Below are 17,172 nucleotides of genomic sequence, written 5' to 3'. Positions count from 1 at the left end.
AACGACACCGAAGGGCGGAGAGCATGACCACGCACGACGAGATCATGACCGGGGAGCGCGCCGACCTGCTGCAGACGCTGGCCAAGCACCGCGGTTTCCTGCGGCAGACGGTCCAGGGGCTGACCGACGAGCAGGCGGCGCTGCGCACCACCGCCAGCGAGCTGTGCCTGGGCGGCCTGATCAAGCATGTGGCCGCGGTGGAGGAGAGGTGGATGCGGTTCGCGGCCGGCGGCGCCGAGGCGATGGAGAGCGAGCCGATCGACTGGGAGGGCCAGTTCCGCATGCTCGACGGTGAGACGCTGGCCGGCCTGCTCGACCGTTACGAACAGGTGGCCCGGAAGACCGCGGAGCTGGTGGAGTCACTCCCCGACCTGGACGTCTCCCACCCGCTCCCCGAGGCGCCGTGGTTCGAGCCGGGTGCGCGCTGGTCGGTCCGCCGGGTCCTGCTGCACGTCCTCGCCGAGACCGCCCAGCACGCCGGTCACGCCGACATCCTCCGCGAGTCCCTGGACGGTGCGAAGACCATGGGGTAGGCCGTGCCCGGTGAGCCGTCCGGGACCGGTCCGGCGGCATGCGCGACGAACCGCCCGGCGCCGGGTCCCGGCTGCTCTACCGGCTCCGCCGCAGGATCATGGGGCCGACCTTCGACCGGCTGATCCTCTCGAAGTGCGCGGCGTCGTTGACCCGGGGGAACGGCTCGTCGGGCACCGGCACGCCGAGGAACCCGCACAGCGGCTCCCAGCCCTGGCGGACGTCGAACACCAGCAGCCGCGAGGGCGGGATCTCCGCCTTGACCTCCTCGATGTGCGCCCGGAACACCTTCAGCGCGTTCTGCGCGTCTGTTCCCCCGCCGCCGAAGACCCGCTCGTCCACGATCAGCCCGGTCATCTTCACGAACGCCGCGAAGTCGGTGCCCAGCAGGGACGACAACCGCAGGACGGCCCTGCCGGCGAGCGTCCCTCCGCGTTCGCGCCGCTTGAAGATGGTGGCGTTCATGCTGGCCAGCCAGCGGTCCGGGTCCCGCACGGTGAGAACGACCTTCGCCCCGGGATAGTGCTCGGCGAGCTCGCGCCAGTAGGCGGCGGAGGGCCAGTCCACACAGGAGTCGTAGCCGCCCAGCAGGTCGTCCCAGCCCACCGGCCGCCCCTCGGCCAGGTCGAGCCAGCGGCGGATCTGCACCGGCTTCTCGATCACCTCCGTCATGTGGTGACACGGCCCGAATCCGAGCCGTTCCAGCGCCGTCTTGAACGAGAGCGTCCCGGTACGGCCGAAGCCCGCCCCGATGACCCGCATGATCGCCGCCATTCCCCTCGGGAACTGCTGACACGTACGCACACAATCTTCCATCGGCCGACGGGACCGGCAAGCCTGGACGGGCCCCTCACCGATGCCGGGGCGGCGGGCGGCCCCCGGCCCGGAACCACCGGGCCGGGGCCGCGGAAGGGGTAAAAATCCCTTGCCGGAGGCTGCGGGCCGCCGCACGCTGGGCGCATGCATCTGACCCATCTCGGCCTGCCCGTGCGCGACGCCCGGCGCAGCCTCCGGTTCTACGAGACCTATTTCGGATTCGACCCCGCCACCGCGCAGCGCTACGAGGACGGCACCGTCATCGTCCGCAACGCCGACGGCTTCGATCTGGCCCTGCACGGCGGCCAGGAGGTGGGCCCGCTCCCCGCCTTCCTGCACTTCGGCTTCCGGCTCGCCGGGCCCGACGAGGTGCGCGCCCTGCTCGCCCGGATGCGCGCCGACGGGATAGCGGTCGACGAGCACTACGACGGGCCCGCCTACGTGGCCTTCAAGTGCGCCGACCCCGACGGCCACCGGGTGGAGACCTACTGGGAGCCCCCGGCGTGAGGCACCGGATGCGGGCCGGGGACGCCGGGCGCGCTCATCCGCCGGGCCCCGGTTCAGGCAGCGGGTTGAGCGGGTCGCCGTCCCACCCGAGCCGCTGGTCCACGCCGATCTCCATGGCCTCCAGCCCGCCGTCGGCCGTCAACGCCGTGACGCACTCCTCCGTGCCGCCGACGTAGGTGGTCATGAGATCCACGTCGGTGGCGACGCACCAGGCGCGGTCCTCCGGCCACCACAGGCTGGCCCGCTGATCACACCACGACGTCGCGTCGAGCGAGGTGGCGGCCGCCGACAGCGGCCCGGACAACAGCAGCATCGGCCGGGCGGGCATCTCGACCCTCGGGATCTTCCCGTCCTCCACCGGCAGGTTCAGGTTGCCGAAGCCGTCCCACACGGCGAACCAGCAGCGCTCGGGCGTGGCGGTGTGCGCGGCCAGCAGCTCGGCCAACTGCGCCGCCTGCCGTACCGGGAGCGAGCCCTCCACCGGCGGGTGGTCCCACAGCCCCGGCTGGTCGTCGTCGTAGACGAACCGCCACGAGCCGGTGATGGCGGGCCACTGCATCGCCGGATGCGCCAGCCGCCCGTTGGCCCCGGCCACCTCCGCCCACGGCACCTCCCGCGGGTTCTCCCCCTCCCCCCGGTACGCCGGATGGAACACCCGCGCATAGGCTGCGAAGACCGGCGGAACCAGGCACCCGACGTTGTTGTCGTCGAATTCGCGAACCGCCGCCACCACCCAGTCGGCGGGGCTCACGTCGGCGGTGAGGGTCAGGTCACCAACGGTGAAGGGCTCGTCCACGCCTCGATTATGGCCGCCGGGAGAGGAGCCCGACCCTGCGACCTCCACCGCCTGCCGCGTCCGGCGGGGAGAATCCGAAGACGAGACGCCTCATGCCGTCCGTAAGCGGCAAGGTCTGAAATGCATTCTCTCGCTCATCATGGCCGGTTAAGACCTGCCGTTTTCCTGTAGTGGCACAGCCGTCTGCCCCATATCGCCTGAGATGAGTATGCGTCGAGCACGATGCTCTTCCTGCCGGAGTTCCATGATGCGAAGATGAACTCCGCCGCCGAAATCCGGTAACCATTCGACTACCCGGGGTAGTTAGTCCTCGTCATAACGACCACCCGGAATCCGGCAGAGAAGGAGAGGCCGTGGAGGCGACTGTCAGGGCGTATGCGGCACCGGTCGGCCATCGCCTCCCGCTTGATCCCGCCCTTGTGGTGCTGGGCGAGAAGCGGATACCGCGCGACGGCAGATGCGTGTCCTCCGTCCGGAGGTTCGTGCGGGACACGGCCCTCGACTGGAGCGCGGCCGGGGACGTTCCAGAGCTCGCCGAACTCCTGGCCTCGGAGCTGGCGACCAACGCCCTCGTCCACGGGACCGCCGACGACCCGGCGACGAGCACCATCCGCGTCACGGTCAGCCGCGAACGCGAGCTGCTGTCGGTGAACGTCCACGATCCCTGCCCGGCGATCCCCCGCATGCGGGAGGCGGACGAGTTCGCGGTCTCCGGCCGGGGACTCGCCATCGTCGAGACCTTCTCCCACGCCTGGGGCTGGAAGCTCACCTCGTACGGCAAGTCCGTCTGGTTCCAGCTGGCGGCCTGGTCCTGAACCCCGGAAAACGGCCCTGACACGGATAAGGGGACCCGACAAGGGACCCGATACGGGCCGCCCGGCTCCACGGGCTCCTGCGGGCCGGTCGCACGGATCGAGCCGGTTCCCGGCATCACCGGGAACCGGCTCGATCCGCGGGCACTTACGGCAGGTCCCCGGATTCCCGACATCGCGCCAGGAGCATCCGGCCGAGACCGGCCCACGTCCCGTTCCCGCCGGTGGAGCGGATACGGATCAGCCGTACTCAGGCTTGGAGTTGGGCTGCATGCTCTTCTGCACGCCCTGCTGCTTGCCGCGCTGGGGCGACGCCTGGCGCTCCTCGTGGTGGTGCGGTTCGCTCTTGGGCCGAGACTGCCTCTGCTTGGACGCCCCCTTCGTCACGTTCTCCCCGCTGGGGCTCTTGCCCGACCTGCGCGCCTCGCGGGCCGCCTGACGCCGCTGATTCTCGTCGCCTTCCATCTTCCTTCCACCCATGTCTCCCCCTTTATCCCGATATATTGCCCCCTACCCCGCGTTGTCCGATATAACTCCACGACTGTCATCGCCCGACAGAGGGAGGTCCGGTCCCCCGTACGGCGGGCGTGACCAGGCGGGCCGGACGGATACCGTGTCACGGCGGCGAGCGGGACTCCGCCGCCCTCACCGCAGGCCCGGGAGCTGTGCGCTCCGCGGAGGCACACGGTCGTGGATGAACAGGTACGGAAGGTGATATCGGTGGGACGCAAGGCGTGGCTCGGGATCGCACTGCTGCTGCTGGGCCTGGTCGTGGGAGCGGTGAGCACCGTCCCGTTCTCCAGGGCGAGCGAGACGGGCGCGCGGATCGAGAGCCACCTCGACGAGGCCGAGCAGACGCTTCGCGAGGCCGACGCCGTCAAGGAGAGCGATCCGGCCCGGTACGACCAGCTGACCCAGGAAGCCGGCAGGTGGGCCGGGTTCGCCGAGGCGAACCAGGAGGAACACTCCTCCCAGCGGACGGCCGCCTGGGCCATGGCCGGCGGGGCCTTCGTCCTCGTCGCCGCGGGCACCCTGGTGTTCGCCGCCTCCCGCCGCGGGCCCGCGCCCCAGACGGGTCCTCAGAAGCCCCGGCATCAGTAGGGCCGCTCCGCCGCCCGGTTCCACCGTCTCCTCAGCGTGAATCTGATACACGATCCGATCTCTCGGACGACGCGCCGTCAGGGTACGTTGGTGTCCACGCGTCGAGACGGAAGGGGAGGCTGACGGTGTCAGGGGACGAGGCGACCGTCACCGCCGCCGACATCGCTCGGATGGCGGGGGTCGGGCGCGCGGCCGTGAGCAACTGGCGGCGCCGGCACGAGGACTTCCCCGCGCCCGTCGGAGGGACCGCGACCAGTCCGGCCTTCTCCCTCAGGGCCGTCGAGGCGTGGCTGCTGGAGCAGGGCAAGGTCGAGGAGCTGCCCCTGAAGGAGCGCGCCTGGCAGCAGATCCGCACCGCCGCCGCCGACCTGCGCCTCGGCGAGGTGGTCGCCGAGGCCGCCGAGCTCCTGCACGGCCGCGACAGGCCGCACGTCGTCCCGGCCGCCGCGTGGGAGCTGATCAGGCAGTACGCCCGGGAGCGGGGCACGGCCGAGGCCACGCACTTCCTGCTCGACCGCTACGCCGACGTGCACTCCCGCCGGCTGTCCGAGACCCCGGCCGAGGTCGCCGAGTTCATGGTGCGGCTGGCCGGTCCGGCCGTCCGGTCGGTGCTCGACCCCGCCTGCGGCCTCGGTGCCCTGCTCGCCGCGGCGGCCCGGACGGCCGGGGTGGAGCGGGCTCTGGGGCAGGAGCACGACGCCTCCCTCGCCCGGCTGGCCCGGTCGCGGCTGGCGCTGACCGGGGTGGAAGGCCGGGTCGAGGCGGGAGACTCGCTGCGGCGGGACGCCTGGCCGGGTCTGACGGTCGACGCCGTCGTGTGCCATCCGCCCTTCAACGAGCGCAACTGGGGCTACGACGAGCTCACCGGCGACCTGCGCTGGGAATACGGCCTGCCGCCCAAGACCGAGTCCGAACTCGCCTGGGTCCAGCACGCCCTCGCCCATCTGGGCCCGGGCGGCTTCGCGGTGCTGCTGATGCCCGCGATCGCGGCCAACCGCCGCTCCGGCCGCCGCATCCGCAGCAACCTGCTGCGGCGCGGCGTGCTCCGGGCCGTCATCGGCCTGCCCCCGAAGATGGCCTCGGGCACCGGGCTCCCGGTGCACGTGTGGGTGCTGCGCAAGCCCGCCGGCGAGAGCCGCGCCCCGTCGCGGGTGCTGATGGCCGAGGCCGATCCGGCGACCTTCGACGCCGTCGCCGAGCAGTGGCGGGCGTTCCTGGCGGACTCCGAGGCCGGACTCGACCGGCCCGGCCGGAGCCGTACGGTCCCCGTCATCGAGCTGATGGACGAGGACGTCGACATCACCCCCGCCCGTCATCTCGGGCCGGGCGAGCAGATCACGACGGCCGACTACCTCTCCTGCCGTGAGGACCTGCTGCGCAGGCTCGGGCGGTTCCCGGCCCTGGTCCCCGAGGCCGCTCCGGGAGCCGGCAGGGAGCTGCCGATGGTCTCGCTGTCGGAGCTGGAGCGGACCGGGGCGCTGACGATCCGGCAGGCCGGGCGCTACGAGATCGACCATTCCGGCGATCTCGTGCTGACCGACCGCCACGTCTTCGACGGAGAGCCCGTGCGGACGCGCACCGGTCCCGAGGGCCGGATCCGGCTCGAACCTGGAGACGTGGTCGCGGCCACCCGCGGGGCCTCGCCGGCGACCGTGGTGGTCGAGGAGCCGGGCCTGCTCCTCGGCCCCCGGCTCACCCTGCTGAGACCGGATCCCGATCGGCTCGACCCGTTCTTCGTCGCCGGGTTCGTCAGGACCCTGTCCCCCGTCACGGCGCTCGGCACCCAGTCGGGCTCGACCCGTTTCGACCCGCGCCGGGCCCGGGTGCCGCGGATCCACCTGGCGGATCAGGCACGGTACGGCGCCGCTTTCCGGAAGATCTTCGTGTTCGAGGCCGAGCTCCGGGAGTTCGTCTCCGGCGCCGGCCTGACCGCCGAGGCGATCGCCCGCGGCCTGGCCACCGGGGTGCTCGACCCCCTCCCGTGAACCGGGCGGCTCTGCGAGAACGGCCCCGGGAGGGCGGGTCACACCGCCGGGCCGGTCACGCCGTCTCTCGCGTCGCGGCCGAGGAGGGGCCGGCGTTCCCCGGCCGGGGCACCGCCTGCTCGACGCGGTCGCGGCCCAGCCGCTTGGCGGTGTAGAGGGCCTCGTCGGCGGCCTCGAGCAGCTCGGTGGCGGTCTGCTCACCGTCGAAGGCGGCGGCGCCGATGCTGACGGTGACCGACAGCTGGTGGCCGGCGGTCCGGGTCTGGGCGGCGGCCACCGACTCCCGCAGCTTCTCCAGGCGGGTCCGGGCCGCCTCCGGGGACATCCCGGGCAGGACGATCACGAACTCCTCGCCGCCCAGGCGGGCCACCAGGTCGTCGTAGCGGACGCTGGTGGCCAGGATCTGGGCCACGCGGATCAGGACGGCGTCGCCGGAGGCGTGGCCGTAGGTGTCGTTGACCCGCTTGAAGTGGTCGATGTCGACGACGGCCAGGCTCAGCGGGGTCTCCCCCTCGATGGAGCCGGTCAGCAGGGCCGGGAGCATGTCGGTCAGGTGGCGGCGGTTGTACAGGCCGGTGAGCGCGTCCCGCACCACCTGCTCACGCAGAAGGGTGTTGGCCTCCTCGACCTGCCGGCGCAGCCGGTTGGCCTCGGTGATGTCGTGGGCGGTCAGCGCCCAGCCGATGCAGTTGCCCCTGCGGTCGCGCAGCGGGCTGGTCCGCAGGTGCAGATCGACGCCGCTGCCGCCCACACCGACCAGGACCTGGTCGGCCACGGCGTCCTCGGCCATGGGCACGTCCCGGCCGAAGACCTCGGTGACCGGCGCCCCCGTGAGCCCGGACTCCAGGGCCGGGCGGACCCGCTCCACCAACCGGCGGGCGGCGGCGTTGTGGTCCAGGATCCGGCCGGACCGGTCGGCCACGACGACCGCGTCGGCGAGCGTGTCGAAGACCTGCCGGCGTGCCACCGGGATCTGCTCGGGCAGGGTCGGGTGGGCCACCATCCGGTACGCGATGATCACCGAGAAGACGAAGCCGATCGAGGTCAGGTCCGCGATCTGGTTCTCCAGCGGCAGCCCGACCAGGTTGATCACCGTCGGCGGCAGCACGGTGCCCAGCGTCCAGTTGTAGATCCGGCGCTGTCCCCGAGGGATCTTGCGCCGGACCCGCTCCACGCGGATCATGCCGGCGATCAGCACCAGGTAGCTGTAGGCGATGTGCGCCCAGTACAGCGGCCCGAGCTGCAGGACGAGTTCGCCCTGCCAGCCCACCCGCTCGACTCCGGCGAAGAACAGGTGGTGCCAGGGGTTGGTGGCGAGCAGGAACACCACGATCGCGGGCTCGACGGCCAGCAGCGCCGCCGTACGCCACGGGAGCCGCCAGGTCCGGTCCATCACCGCCGAGGCCAGGAAGAAGAAGCCGATCACGACGACGGACTCCGCCGGGATGAAGAGGCTGCCCCACAGCAGCGCCTGTCCCGGGTCGGCGACCAGGAGGTTGACCACGTCGGAGACCGCCCACGCGGCGACGCCCAGTGCGAAGAACGTCAGCACCCCGAACACCGGCGCCTCACGCTGGCGGCGCCAACCCACGGCGGCGACGGAGGCGGCCACCAGGGCCGCCAGCCCGAACACCGCCACCAACCCGAACACGACCACCATGTCACCGCCTTGCCGAAGCCGTCCACGCGAACCTTCGCCTGCCCATCGGCGGTGCACCGGCGAAGCTGAGCATGTCGCCCGGCTCACAGCGGGACGAAGACGTCCCGGGCGTGGTCGGCGACGGCCGCGGCGGTCACGGTCGCCTCGATGGGCAGCACGTCCATGCACAACCGGATCGCGTCGAGCAGCCGGGGGAACGGCACGCGCATGGAGAGCGTGCAGTGCGGTATCCAGCGCCCCGGCCGGTAGACCTCGAAGCCGTCGATCCCGGCCCCGGCGAGCCGCGCGTGCACCGCCGCGTGGTGGGCCAGCAGCTCCGCGGTGGGGGCCGGGCCGAGCCAGAGCACCCGGCCCAGGAACTGCCCGACGAAGTCGAAGCGCAGGTCGAGCGGGACGGCGATCTCCATGCCGCGCAGCGCCGCGGCCACACCCGGGCCGTCCAGCTCGGGGGCGCCGATCAGCGAGACGTGCGGGCGGTGCCGGCCCTTGAGCAGGTCGCGCATGGTCGGGACACCCGCCCGTGCCAGCGCGTCCCACAACGTCCTGATCCGTTTCTCGGCGACCGGATCGAGGTAGAGTTCCAGAGCGGCGACCATGGCTGAAGCGTAGCCAGCGCCTGCCAGGGCCAGGCCGACCAGGACGACGGCGTAGACGATGTGGTCGTCCATGAACGGGTTGGTGGCCAGCGGCAGCGAGGCCGCCCACATCATCAGCATCATCACCGCGCCGGCCGCGATCCGCAGCCCCGCACCCAGCAGGAGCGCGCCGCCGACGCCGAGCAGGCCGAGCATGAACAGCCAGTCGACCCAGGCCTGTCCGGCCAGACCGCTGAAGAACCCGCCGAGGGCGTTCTCGCCGGTGCCCTTGAGGAGCCGCGGTTCGAAGGGGTGCACCGGAGGAGCCCGCACCCGTGCGGCCATGGATGGACGGGGATCGGCGGGGTAAGTGCCCAGCGAGTTCCCAATCGAGGAGTGACGACCGATGAGCGAATACGAGCGTTCCCGCACGATGACCGCCCCGCCCGAAGTGGTCTTCGACCGGGCCTGCGACCTGGAGCAGCTCGACAGCTGGCTCCCGCACGACCTGCACGTGCGGGGGGAGGAGCCGCCCTCGGTGACCGTGCACGAGGACAGCACCGGCAAGGACGAGCGCGGGCTGTTCCGCGCCCAGCGCGACCAGCTCCGGGTGGAGTGGGGCACCCGCGACGACGGCCGCTACGCGGGCTGGCTGCAGGTGGCGGGCATCAGCGACCAGGCGAGCGACGTGACCGTGCATCTGTCCTTCTTCGACGAGGAGAACGCTCCTCCCGGTGACGAGATCGACCACGAGCTCGAGAAGAGCCTGGAGCGGCTGGCTGAGATGGTCCGGGCCTAGTCTCGTCCCGCCCAGCGCGCCGCGCCCCGTCAGAGCACCGCGGGCTTCGCGACGGCCGCCGCCGCGGGCGCCGGCGCGGGGCGGGGGCGCAGCGCCCCCGCCAGCAGCACGCCCGCCAGTGTGATGACCGCGATCAGGCCGAAGGCGGCGGGCAGCGAGGTCGCGTGGGCGATCCAGCCCGTGGCCGCCGGGGCGATCAGCCCGGAGAGATAGGTGATCGTGGCCACCCCCGCCACCCCCTGGCCGGGTGCCGCGGTGGCGTTGCCCCCGGCGGCGAAGGTCAGCGGGACGACCACCGCGACGCCCAGACCGAGCAGGGCGAAGCCCGCGATCCCGAGCGGCGGGGTGCGGCCCGCGACGACCACGATCCCGCCGGCGGTGGCGAGCAGGCCGCCGAGGCGGACGGTCGCGATCGGCCCGAGCCTGCGGACGATCAGGTCCCCGGCCAGCCGGGTGACCGCCATGGACAGGGCGAAGATCGCATAGCAGGCGGCCGCGACTCCGTCGCCGCCCCCCGCGACCTCCTTGATGTAGACGGCGGCCCAGTTCTGGCTGGCGCCCTCGGCGAAGGTGGCGCAGAACCCGACCGCGCCGATGGCGAGGATCGCCCGGGAGGGCACGGCGAAGCGGGGAGGAGCCTGCTCGCCGGGCTCCGGGCGGGTGTCGGGCAGGGCCCGGCCCGCGGCGGCGCCGGCGGCCAGCAGCACCAGCGCCATCACCGCATGGTGCAGACGGGCGTCGATCCCGGCCTGCGCGGCGACCACCCCGGCCCCGGCGCCCGCCAGGCCCCCCACGCTCCACATGCCGTGCAGCCCCGACATGATCGAGCGCTCCAGCCGCCGCTCGACGATCACTCCTTGGGCGTTCATGGTGACGTCGCACATGCCGGCGGCGGCGCCGAACAGCAGGAAGGCGGCGCACAGCCAGGCGAGCCCGGGAGCGAGAGCGGGCAGGGCCAGTGCCGCGCACCACAGGGCGAGCAGGACCCGGGTGGCCGGGCGCCCGCCGTAGCGGTGGGCCAGACGGGCCGCCATCGGCATGGCGACGAAGGCGCCGAGAGCCGGGCAGAAGAGGGCGAAGCCCAGCTCGGCGGGGGTGAGCCGGAGGTGGTCCTGCAGCCACGGGATGCGGGTCGCCAGACTGCCGGAGACCGCGCCGTGCACGGCGAACACCGCCGCCACGGCGATCCTGGCACGTTGAGCATCGGTACGCATGGGTCAAGAAATTAACAGGTAGGCTCCCTGATTAAAAGAGGAGATCCAGCAAGCTCAAAGGATCCGGATAATCGACGCATGACGACCGCGACCCCGCCGAGAGCCGTGACGACCGCATGAAGACCGCGACGCCGCAGATGGCCCGAGCGATCAACGATCGCCTCGCCCTCGACCTGCTGCTGGAGCGCGGCCCGCTGACCGCCCCCCAGTTGCGGGCGCTCACCGGCCTGTCCCGCCCGACCGTCTCCGATCTGATCGAGCGGCTGCGGGTCAACGGGCTGATCGAGGTCACCGGAGAGTGCGGGGAGGACCGCAGGGGGCCGAACGCGCGCCTGTACGGCATCGTCGCCGACCGCGCCCACGTGGGCGGCGTCGACATCCGGCGTGACGCGGTCAACGTCGCCGTCTCCGACATCACCGGCCGGACCGTCGGCTCCGCCGTGCGGCCCCTGTGCCCGGACGACGACCTGGCCGGTCTGGTCGTCGACGCCGTCGCGGAGGCGGCCGGTTCCCGGGCGATGCACGCGGTCGTGCTGGGCGCCCCCGGCATGATCGATCCGGGCGCCGGGCACCTGGCGGCGGACAACGGCGTGCCCGGCTGGAGACCGAACCTCCTGCAGGTCCTGAGCCGCCGGATCGGCGCCCCGGTGACCCTGGAGAACGAGGTCAACCTCGCCGCCGTCGCCGAGCATCGCGCGGGGTCCGCCCGGGGACACGAGGACTTCGTCCTGCTCTGGCTGGACGACGGGGTGGGCGCGGCGGTCACCCTCGGCGGGCGGCTGCGGCGCGGCGTCTCGGGCGGCGCCGGCGAGATCGGCCTGCTCAGGCTGTCGGGCACCCCCTTCTGCGACCTGGTGGGCGCGAAGTCCCTGCGCGGCCTCGATCCGGACATCACCACGGCCAGGATCGCGGAGGTCGCCTTCGCGGCGGTCGCCGTCCTCGACCCCGGCCTCGTCGTCCTCGGCGGGGAGACGGGCCACCGCGGCGGGGACGCGCTCGCGGTACGGGTCGGCGAGCGCCTCGCCGACCTGTCGCCCGTCCCGACCCAGGTGCGCCCGAGCACGGTGGAGGGCAACGCGGTCCTCGGCGGCGCGCTTTTCACTGCACTGTCCATCGCCCACCGGAACGTCTTCGGAGGCGTTTCCGAATAACGCCCCACGCGGAGCGGAACGCCTTTCCCGTGCCTTCTCCGATATCAGGGCGAACGGCTCCCGCTTCCCTTTCCGCACGGATGACGATGACCGCCCCTACGCCCTCCGACATGAATCTTTCATCCGCTTCGCCCGCCGTACCAGCCGTTTGAGCTGCGTGGACGGCCCGGCCTCAGGCACCGCGCGCGACCTTGTCGTTTACACCTCCCGGACCCCCGGCCTAGAGTCCGATTCGCGTGAGCGCTTCGCTGCATCGATCGGTAATCCATCGTTCCGAAAGGTCGGTCATTCCCGTGCGCAACTGGCGAAGTATCACCGTCGCCTGCGTGGTCACCTTCATGTCCGCGCTTCTCGCGGTCGTTCTCGTGCCGAGTACGGCCTCGGCTCACGGCGCCATGATGGTGCCCGGCAGCCGGACCTTCTTCTGCTGGCAGGACGGGCTCTCCCCGCAGGGCAACATCGTCCCGATCAACCCCGCCTGCTCGGCCGCCGTGGCCCAGAGCGGCGCCAACTCCCTCTACAACTGGTTCAGCGTGCTGCGCTCCGACGGCGCCGGGCGGACCCGCGGCTTCGTCCCCGACGGCCGGCTGTGCAGCGGCGGGAACCCCGGCTTCAGCGGGTTCGACCTCGCGCACGAGGACTGGCCGGTGACCCATCTGACCTCCGGGGCGCAGATCCAGTTCCGGTACAACAAGTGGGCCGCCCACCCCGGCTGGTTCTACCTCTACGTCACCAAGGACGGCTGGGACCCGACCCGGCCGCTCACCTGGGACGACCTGGAGGAACAGCCCTTCCACACCGCCGACCACCCGCAGAGCGTCGGCTCGCCGGGCACCAACGACGCCCACTACTACTGGAACGCCACCCTGCCCTCGGGCAAGTCCGGCCGCCACATCGTCTACTCGGTGTGGAAGCGCTCCGACAGCGCCGAGACCTTCTACAACTGCTCCGACGTCGTCTTCGACGGCGGAAACGGCGAGGTGACCGGGGTCGGCCGCCCCGGGCCCACCCCGACCCCGACCGTGACCCCCACCGCGACGCCGACCGGTGACCCCGCCGGTTGCACCGCCGCCTACCGGACCGTCAACTCCTGGTCGGGCGGGTTCCAGGCGGAGGTCACCGTGCGCAATCCCGGAACCGCCGCCATCAACGGCTGGACCGTCGGCTGGACGCTCAGCGGCGGCAGCGCGGTCAACAGCCTGTGGAACGCCACCCACACGGTCTCCGGATCCACGGTCACGGCCAAGAACGCCGACTGGAACCGGACCGTCCCGGCCGGCGGCTCGACCACCTTCGGGTTCACCGGCAGCGGCACCAGCGGCTCGCCCGTCCTCACCTGTACCAGCCCCTGACCACACCCGGCGGTCCCGGCCGGCCCGCCCGGCCGGGACCGTCCCTCGCCCGGGAGGAGGCGCACCGTGACCCGATCCGGCGACAGGCCGTACGGCGCATCCGGCGGCAGGCCGTACGCACCCGGCGCAAAGACCGCGGCGTTCCTGGGCGCCGCCCTCCTCGTCGCGGCGACGGCGTTGGTCGCGGCGGCCTGCGCCGGCGGGAACGCCACGCCCCGGCACGCCTCCGCACACCGGCTCCCACCGGCCTCGCCCGCGAGTCCGGCCGCCGGGTGCACGGCCACGCTCACGCTCGTCGAATCCTGGCCGGGCGGCTACCGGGGCACCGCGACGATCAGCAACACGACCGGCCGCCCGATGCGCGACTGGTACATCCAGTGGCTCCTCCCCCATGGCGCGACCATCACCCAGGCCTGGAAGGGCACGCCCATGCAGAGCGGCCCCATCGCGATGATCCACGCCCCGGCCGGCGACCCCGTCCTGGCTCCCGGAGCCACCGCCTCCGGCATCGGCTTCGTCGGCGCCGCCGCCACGCCCCCGGCCTTCACCGAGATCACCTGCGGCTGAGGACTCCCGGCAGAACGAGCTACGCCGCGCTGGTGGCCCCTTTCGTCCCCGGCCTAGCATGCCGCCATGACCGACCGACCCTGGAGCTGGAACGAGGAAGAGCTGGCCCGCTTCGCCGCCGCGGCCCGCGTAGGCGACCTTCACGCGATCTTGGACGTGCCGCCGGACGATGATCTGCAGGCGGCGCTGCAACGCGATGACGCCCGCGAGTACCGGTACGGCTGGGAGCGGCTGCTTGCGCTGCATCTGGCGAAAAACCATTTCGGGCACGCGGCGGAAGGGGTCATCTACGACTACGCGGAGTTCCGCTACTTCGTCTACGACGATGACGGCTACGTCGAGCAGCGGCTCAATACGGACCTGGCCATGCTGCACAGCGTGCACGACTTCGGACTCCATGACCCGCAGCAGGCGTACACCCATTGGCAGGCGGCTCTCCGCGGGCCGTACCCGGAAGGAGCCCGGGAAGAGTTCGCCAAGATCGAGCCCTTGCTCAACGTGCGGACACGCAGCCGTCTCGCGCCGCTGATGGCGGCGTGACGCCTTTGGCGACCTCACACGGATCCGGAACCGGCGGAGGCGAGCGCCCGCGCGCCCGGGGCGACGAGCGCGGGTCGCCTGCGAGTGATCAGCCGACGTGACCGCCCGGGTCCGGCGGTGAGGCCCGCACCGGATCGACCGGTTTCCGCATAGCATTCCCTCAATTCTGCGGATAGATCGCTCCAATCGTTGCGAGGTCGCGTGTTCGGAATCGTTCGCCCCTGCAGTGAGCACGGATGCCCGTCCCTCCGCGAGGCGTGGCGGGCGCACCTGTGCGGGCTGTGCCTGACGTTGCGGGACGGGCAGGGGCAGGGGGCTCGGCTGGCCACCAACTACGACACCCTGATCATCTCGGTTCTCACCGAGGCCCAGTCACCGTCGGCCTCCCCGCACCGGACCGCGGGCCCGTGCGCGCTGCGCGGGCTCCGCTCCGCCGACGTGGTGGACGCCCGGGCGCAGGGGGTGCGGCTGGCGGCCGCGGTCTCGCTCGTGCTGGCCGCGGGCAGGATCCGCGACCGGGTGGCGGACGGCGACGTCGCCGCCGCGACCGGCCCGGCCCGCAGGAGCCTGGCGGCCCGCTGGGAGGCGGGCGGAGCACGGCTGGCGTCCGGCGTCGGCTTCGACACCGCCGTGCTGGTCTCCACCGTGGACCGGCAGCTCGACCTGGAGCGCCGGGCCGCTCTCCCGCCCGGTTCCGGCGAGGCCGGACGCCGTCCGGTCACCCTGCTCGAACTGACCCGCCCCGCGGAGGAAGCGGTCGCGGCGGCGTTCGCCCATACGGCGGTGCTCGCCGGACGGCCGGGCAATGCCGGGGCCCTGACCGAGGCGGGCCGGTTCTTCGGCCGGATCGCCCACCTGCTGGACGCGGTCGAGGACCGGGACGACGACGAGGCGCGAGGCGCGTTCAACCCGCTGACCGCCACGGGCACCACCCGCCTGGAGGCGCGGCGGCTCTGCGACGACGCCGTGCACGGCCTCACCCTGGCCCTGCGGGAGCTGGAGCTTCAGGAGCGCCACCTGGTGGACGTGCTGCTCGGCACCGAGGTGCGGCGGGCGGTCGAGCGGACCTTCGGCCACTCCCCGGCGGCCTCCTACGAGCGGCCGGGTTGGGTGCGCAAGTCGGCGGCCGGGGCGGCTACCTTCCTCACGTGCGGGATGTGGCGCCCCCGGTGGAGCAGGAAGAAGGGCTGGCCGTGCGAAGATCGCTGCTATCTCCGCGAGTGCGACTGCTGCTCCTGCTGCGACTGACCTCCCGGAACCGGCCGCTCCTAGACTCTAGGCATGATCCGCCCCGCAACGCCGGCCGACGTGCCGGCCATCGTCGACATGATCCACGCACTCGCCGAGTACGAGAAGGCGCCGGACCAGGTCGAGGCCACCCCCGAGCAGATGCGTGACGCCCTCTTCGGCCCGGACCCCAAGCTCTTCTGCCACCTCGCCGTCGACGGCGACGAGGTGGCGGGATTCGCCGTGTGGTTCCTCAGCTTCTCCACCTGGCAGGGCAGGCACGGCATCTACCTGGAGGACCTCTTCGTCCACCCCCGCCACCGCGGCGGCGGGCACGGCAAGGCGCTTCTGACCGAGCTGGCCCGGATCTGCGTGGAACGCGGATACGGCCGGTTCGAGTGGTCCGTGCTGGACTGGAACACTCCGGCCATCGAGTTCTACCGGTCGATCGGCGCGGTGGACGTCGAGGAGTGGGACCGCTACCGGCTGACCGGCCCGGCCCTGGAGAAGCTGGCCGCGGCCGGCGGATAATCGGTTGATTCCCGCGGACGGGGCCTGGTACGAATCGCTGCGATCGGCAACCCCTGATGATCGGAGCGCATCGGTGCTGACCGGAAAGCTCGTACGGCTGCGCGCCATGGAACCGTCCGACGCCGAGGCGCTGTGGCGCTGGAACAGCGATCCCGAGGTCATGCGCTGGATGGACGACGGCTATCCGGCGTCGCTGGCCCAGACCGTCGCGCGGTTCGAGAAGCGCGAGCGGAATTCGTACGGCGACGTGCTCCTCGGGATCGAGACCCTCGATGAGGGAAGGCTGGTCGGGCTCGTGCGGTTGAGGGACACCGAACCCGAGATCGGTCTCGCCGAATTCGACATCTACGTCGGCGAGAAGGACTGCTGGGGCAAGGGGTACGGCACCGACGCCACCCGGGAGATCTGCCGGTACGGCTTCGACAGGATGCGGCTGCACTCGATCGCCCTGTGGACCGTCGCCGAGAACACCGCGGCGATCCGGGTCTACGAGAAGGTCGGCTTCACCCGGGACGGCAGGCAGCGCGACGCGTTCCGCCGCGACGGGAAATGGCACGACATGATTCTCATGACCATGCTGGAAGGCGAACTGATCGGCTGAGCGCACAGCCTCGATAAACGTGTTGCGCCGGGACGTCCCGGCGCGGCACGATCGACTCGGAAACACCACGGAAAGGGAAGAAGAATGCGAATCCGACGCCGAATGACCATGCCCGGGTGGGCTCGCATGTGACGATTGGCGACGTCGTGTGCGAGCCGTCCCGGACATGTTCCCGGGGCGGCTTTTCGCATTCCCGGCGGGTGGGGGCGCTGGCGTGCCCGGCGGTTTCATAAGCCGCTCCAGGTGGGTTCGATTCCCACACCCGCCACCGGCTCTCCCCTTTCCCGGGAAGGGCCCGGCCTCCGTGGCGCAGAGGAGAGCGCGCCTGCTTGCGGAGCAGGAGGACGCTGGTTCGAATCCAGCCGGAGGCACCGGAAAACACGAGGCAGAAGGCCGCTCCCCAACTT

At 72.0% G+C, this 17,172-nt stretch carries 19 protein-coding genes, 2 tRNA genes and 1 pseudogene; 15 read left to right on the top strand and 7 right to left on the bottom strand.

Features of this window, described 5'->3' with window-relative positions; all coding sequences use genetic code 11:
- Positions 1-23: 23 nt before the first annotated feature.
- Entirely contained in the window at positions 24-533 is a 510-nt protein-coding gene (locus HS041_RS33410; RefSeq protein ID WP_196444836.1) for a DinB family protein, read from the top strand.
- A 76-nt stretch (positions 534-609) separates the two neighbouring features.
- Here the strand turns inward: HS041_RS33410 and HS041_RS33405 are convergent, their stop codons facing one another.
- Positions 610-1,293, bottom strand: coding sequence for a sulfotransferase family protein (locus HS041_RS33405; RefSeq protein WP_196444835.1), 684 nt, complete (start codon positions 1,291-1,293; stop codon positions 610-612).
- A gap of 198 nt (positions 1,294-1,491) precedes the next feature.
- Here HS041_RS33405 and HS041_RS33400 point away from each other — a divergent pair, with 198 nt between their 5' ends.
- Positions 1,492-1,854, top strand: coding sequence for a VOC family protein (locus tag HS041_RS33400; protein WP_196444834.1), 363 nt, complete (start codon positions 1,492-1,494; stop codon positions 1,852-1,854).
- A gap of 34 nt (positions 1,855-1,888) precedes the next feature.
- Here the strand turns inward: HS041_RS33400 and HS041_RS33395 are convergent, their stop codons facing one another.
- Positions 1,889-2,650, bottom strand: a complete 762-nt coding sequence (locus tag HS041_RS33395; RefSeq protein WP_196444833.1) for a hypothetical protein — start codon at positions 2,648-2,650, stop codon at positions 1,889-1,891.
- Between the two features lie 353 nt (positions 2,651-3,003).
- Here HS041_RS33395 and HS041_RS33390 point away from each other — a divergent pair, with 353 nt between their 5' ends.
- Positions 3,004-3,465, top strand: coding sequence for an ATP-binding protein (locus tag HS041_RS33390; RefSeq protein ID WP_196444832.1), 462 nt, complete (start codon positions 3,004-3,006; stop codon positions 3,463-3,465).
- A 237-nt stretch (positions 3,466-3,702) separates the two neighbouring features.
- On the opposite strand, the gene HS041_RS33385 is transcribed toward HS041_RS33390, so the two are convergent.
- Positions 3,703-3,942, bottom strand: a complete 240-nt coding sequence (locus HS041_RS33385) for a hypothetical protein (RefSeq protein ID WP_196444831.1) — start codon at positions 3,940-3,942, stop codon at positions 3,703-3,705.
- 240 nt (positions 3,943-4,182) lie between these two features.
- Between HS041_RS33385 and HS041_RS33380 the strand changes: the two genes are divergently transcribed.
- Together HS041_RS33380 and HS041_RS33375 are read left to right on the top strand one after the other, a co-directional pair.
- Positions 4,183-4,563 (top strand): hypothetical protein, encoded by a 381-nt coding sequence (locus HS041_RS33380; RefSeq protein WP_196444830.1) that lies wholly within the window; start codon positions 4,183-4,185, stop codon positions 4,561-4,563.
- A gap of 125 nt (positions 4,564-4,688) precedes the next feature.
- Positions 4,689-6,548 carry an N-6 DNA methylase gene (locus tag HS041_RS33375; RefSeq protein ID WP_196444829.1) on the top strand — a complete coding sequence of 620 codons (1,860 nt, stop codon included), beginning with the start codon at positions 4,689-4,691 and terminating at the stop codon, positions 6,546-6,548.
- A gap of 55 nt (positions 6,549-6,603) precedes the next feature.
- Here HS041_RS33375 and HS041_RS33370 read toward each other — a convergent pair whose 3' ends face one another.
- The 3 genes and pseudogenes from HS041_RS33370 to HS041_RS38955 all read right to left on the bottom strand — a co-directional run.
- On the bottom strand, positions 6,604-8,208 hold the full coding sequence (locus tag HS041_RS33370; RefSeq protein ID WP_196444828.1) for a GGDEF domain-containing protein: 1,605 nt from the start codon (positions 8,206-8,208) through the stop codon (positions 6,604-6,606).
- An 83-nt stretch (positions 8,209-8,291) separates the two neighbouring features.
- Positions 8,292-8,711, bottom strand: a complete 420-nt coding sequence (locus tag HS041_RS38960) for a 2'-5' RNA ligase family protein (protein ID WP_230880186.1) — start codon at positions 8,709-8,711, stop codon at positions 8,292-8,294.
- A gap of 105 nt (positions 8,712-8,816) precedes the next feature.
- Positions 8,817-9,077, bottom strand: a pseudogene (locus HS041_RS38955) (hypothetical protein); the annotation flags it as partial.
- 112 nt (positions 9,078-9,189) lie between these two features.
- Here HS041_RS38955 and HS041_RS33360 point away from each other — a divergent pair.
- The gene (locus tag HS041_RS33360; protein ID WP_196444826.1) at positions 9,190-9,582 is read left to right on the top strand and encodes an SRPBCC family protein; all 393 of its coding nucleotides are present in this window, start codon (positions 9,190-9,192) and stop codon (positions 9,580-9,582) included.
- Positions 9,583-9,611: 29 nt separating this feature from the next.
- Here the strand turns inward: HS041_RS33360 and HS041_RS33355 are convergent, their stop codons facing one another.
- On the bottom strand, positions 9,612-10,796 hold the full coding sequence (locus HS041_RS33355; RefSeq protein WP_196444825.1) for an MFS transporter: 1,185 nt from the start codon (positions 10,794-10,796) through the stop codon (positions 9,612-9,614).
- 116 nt (positions 10,797-10,912) lie between these two features.
- Here HS041_RS33355 and HS041_RS33350 point away from each other — a divergent pair, with 116 nt between their 5' ends.
- The 9 genes from HS041_RS33350 (at position 10,913) to HS041_RS33310 (ending at position 17,136) form a co-directional block, all read left to right on the top strand.
- Positions 10,913-11,947, top strand: a complete 1,035-nt coding sequence (locus HS041_RS33350) for an ROK family transcriptional regulator (RefSeq protein ID WP_196444824.1) — start codon at positions 10,913-10,915, stop codon at positions 11,945-11,947.
- A 293-nt stretch (positions 11,948-12,240) separates the two neighbouring features.
- A complete protein-coding gene (locus HS041_RS33345) occupies positions 12,241-13,299 on the top strand; it encodes a lytic polysaccharide monooxygenase auxiliary activity family 9 protein (RefSeq protein ID WP_196444823.1) in 1,059 nt (352 codons plus the stop codon).
- Positions 13,300-13,365: 66 nt separating this feature from the next.
- Positions 13,366-13,866: a cellulose binding domain-containing protein gene (locus HS041_RS33340; RefSeq protein ID WP_196444822.1), complete on the top strand. Its 501-nt coding sequence runs from the start codon at positions 13,366-13,368 to the stop codon at positions 13,864-13,866.
- Positions 13,867-13,932: 66 nt separating this feature from the next.
- A complete protein-coding gene (locus tag HS041_RS33335; RefSeq protein WP_196444821.1) occupies positions 13,933-14,406 on the top strand; it encodes a hypothetical protein in 474 nt (157 codons plus the stop codon).
- Positions 14,407-14,607: 201 nt separating this feature from the next.
- Positions 14,608-15,654 (top strand): DUF5685 family protein, encoded by a 1,047-nt coding sequence (locus HS041_RS33330; protein ID WP_196444820.1) that lies wholly within the window; start codon positions 14,608-14,610, stop codon positions 15,652-15,654.
- A gap of 33 nt (positions 15,655-15,687) precedes the next feature.
- Positions 15,688-16,164: a GNAT family N-acetyltransferase gene (locus HS041_RS33325; protein WP_196444819.1), complete on the top strand. Its 477-nt coding sequence runs from the start codon at positions 15,688-15,690 to the stop codon at positions 16,162-16,164.
- 73 nt (positions 16,165-16,237) lie between these two features.
- On the top strand, positions 16,238-16,765 hold the full coding sequence (locus HS041_RS33320; RefSeq protein WP_196444818.1) for a GNAT family N-acetyltransferase: 528 nt from the start codon (positions 16,238-16,240) through the stop codon (positions 16,763-16,765).
- 195 nt (positions 16,766-16,960) lie between these two features.
- Positions 16,961-17,033: transfer RNA gene (locus tag HS041_RS33315), tRNA-Met, on the top strand.
- 30 nt (positions 17,034-17,063) lie between these two features.
- Positions 17,064-17,136 (top strand) — tRNA-Arg (locus tag HS041_RS33310).
- The last annotated feature ends 36 nt before the right edge of the window (positions 17,137-17,172 follow it).

It is taken from the genome of Planomonospora sp. ID67723, assembly GCF_015711605.1.
Classification (GTDB): domain Bacteria; phylum Actinomycetota; class Actinomycetes; order Streptosporangiales; family Streptosporangiaceae; genus Planomonospora_A.
Note: the sequence above shows the minus strand (reverse complement) of the source record. Positions and strands in the feature narration are given on the sequence as shown.

Excerpts from the sequence above, each read along its gene's own strand:
- HS041_RS33405 (WP_196444835.1), bottom strand. The coding sequence starts at position 1,293 with ATGCGGGTCATCGGGGCGGGCTTCGGCCGTACCGGGACGCTCTCGTTC.
- HS041_RS33325 (WP_196444819.1), top strand. The coding sequence starts at position 15,688 with ATGATCCGCCCCGCAACGCCGGCCGACGTGCCGGCCATCGTCGACATG.
- HS041_RS33370 (WP_196444828.1), bottom strand. The coding sequence starts at position 8,208 with ATGGTGGTCGTGTTCGGGTTGGTGGCGGTGTTCGGGCTGGCGGCCCTG.
- HS041_RS33350 (WP_196444824.1), top strand. The coding sequence starts at position 10,913 with ATGAAGACCGCGACGCCGCAGATGGCCCGAGCGATCAACGATCGCCTC.
- HS041_RS33410 (WP_196444836.1), top strand. The coding sequence starts at position 24 with ATGACCACGCACGACGAGATCATGACCGGGGAGCGCGCCGACCTGCTG.
- HS041_RS33385 (WP_196444831.1), bottom strand. The coding sequence starts at position 3,942 with ATGGGTGGAAGGAAGATGGAAGGCGACGAGAATCAGCGGCGTCAGGCG.
- HS041_RS33400 (WP_196444834.1), top strand. The coding sequence starts at position 1,492 with ATGCATCTGACCCATCTCGGCCTGCCCGTGCGCGACGCCCGGCGCAGC.
- HS041_RS38960 (WP_230880186.1), bottom strand. The coding sequence starts at position 8,711 with ATGCGCGACCTGCTCAAGGGCCGGCACCGCCCGCACGTCTCGCTGATC.
- HS041_RS33360 (WP_196444826.1), top strand. The coding sequence starts at position 9,190 with ATGAGCGAATACGAGCGTTCCCGCACGATGACCGCCCCGCCCGAAGTG.
- HS041_RS33355 (WP_196444825.1), bottom strand. The coding sequence starts at position 10,796 with ATGCGTACCGATGCTCAACGTGCCAGGATCGCCGTGGCGGCGGTGTTC.
- HS041_RS33335 (WP_196444821.1), top strand. The coding sequence starts at position 13,933 with ATGACCGACCGACCCTGGAGCTGGAACGAGGAAGAGCTGGCCCGCTTC.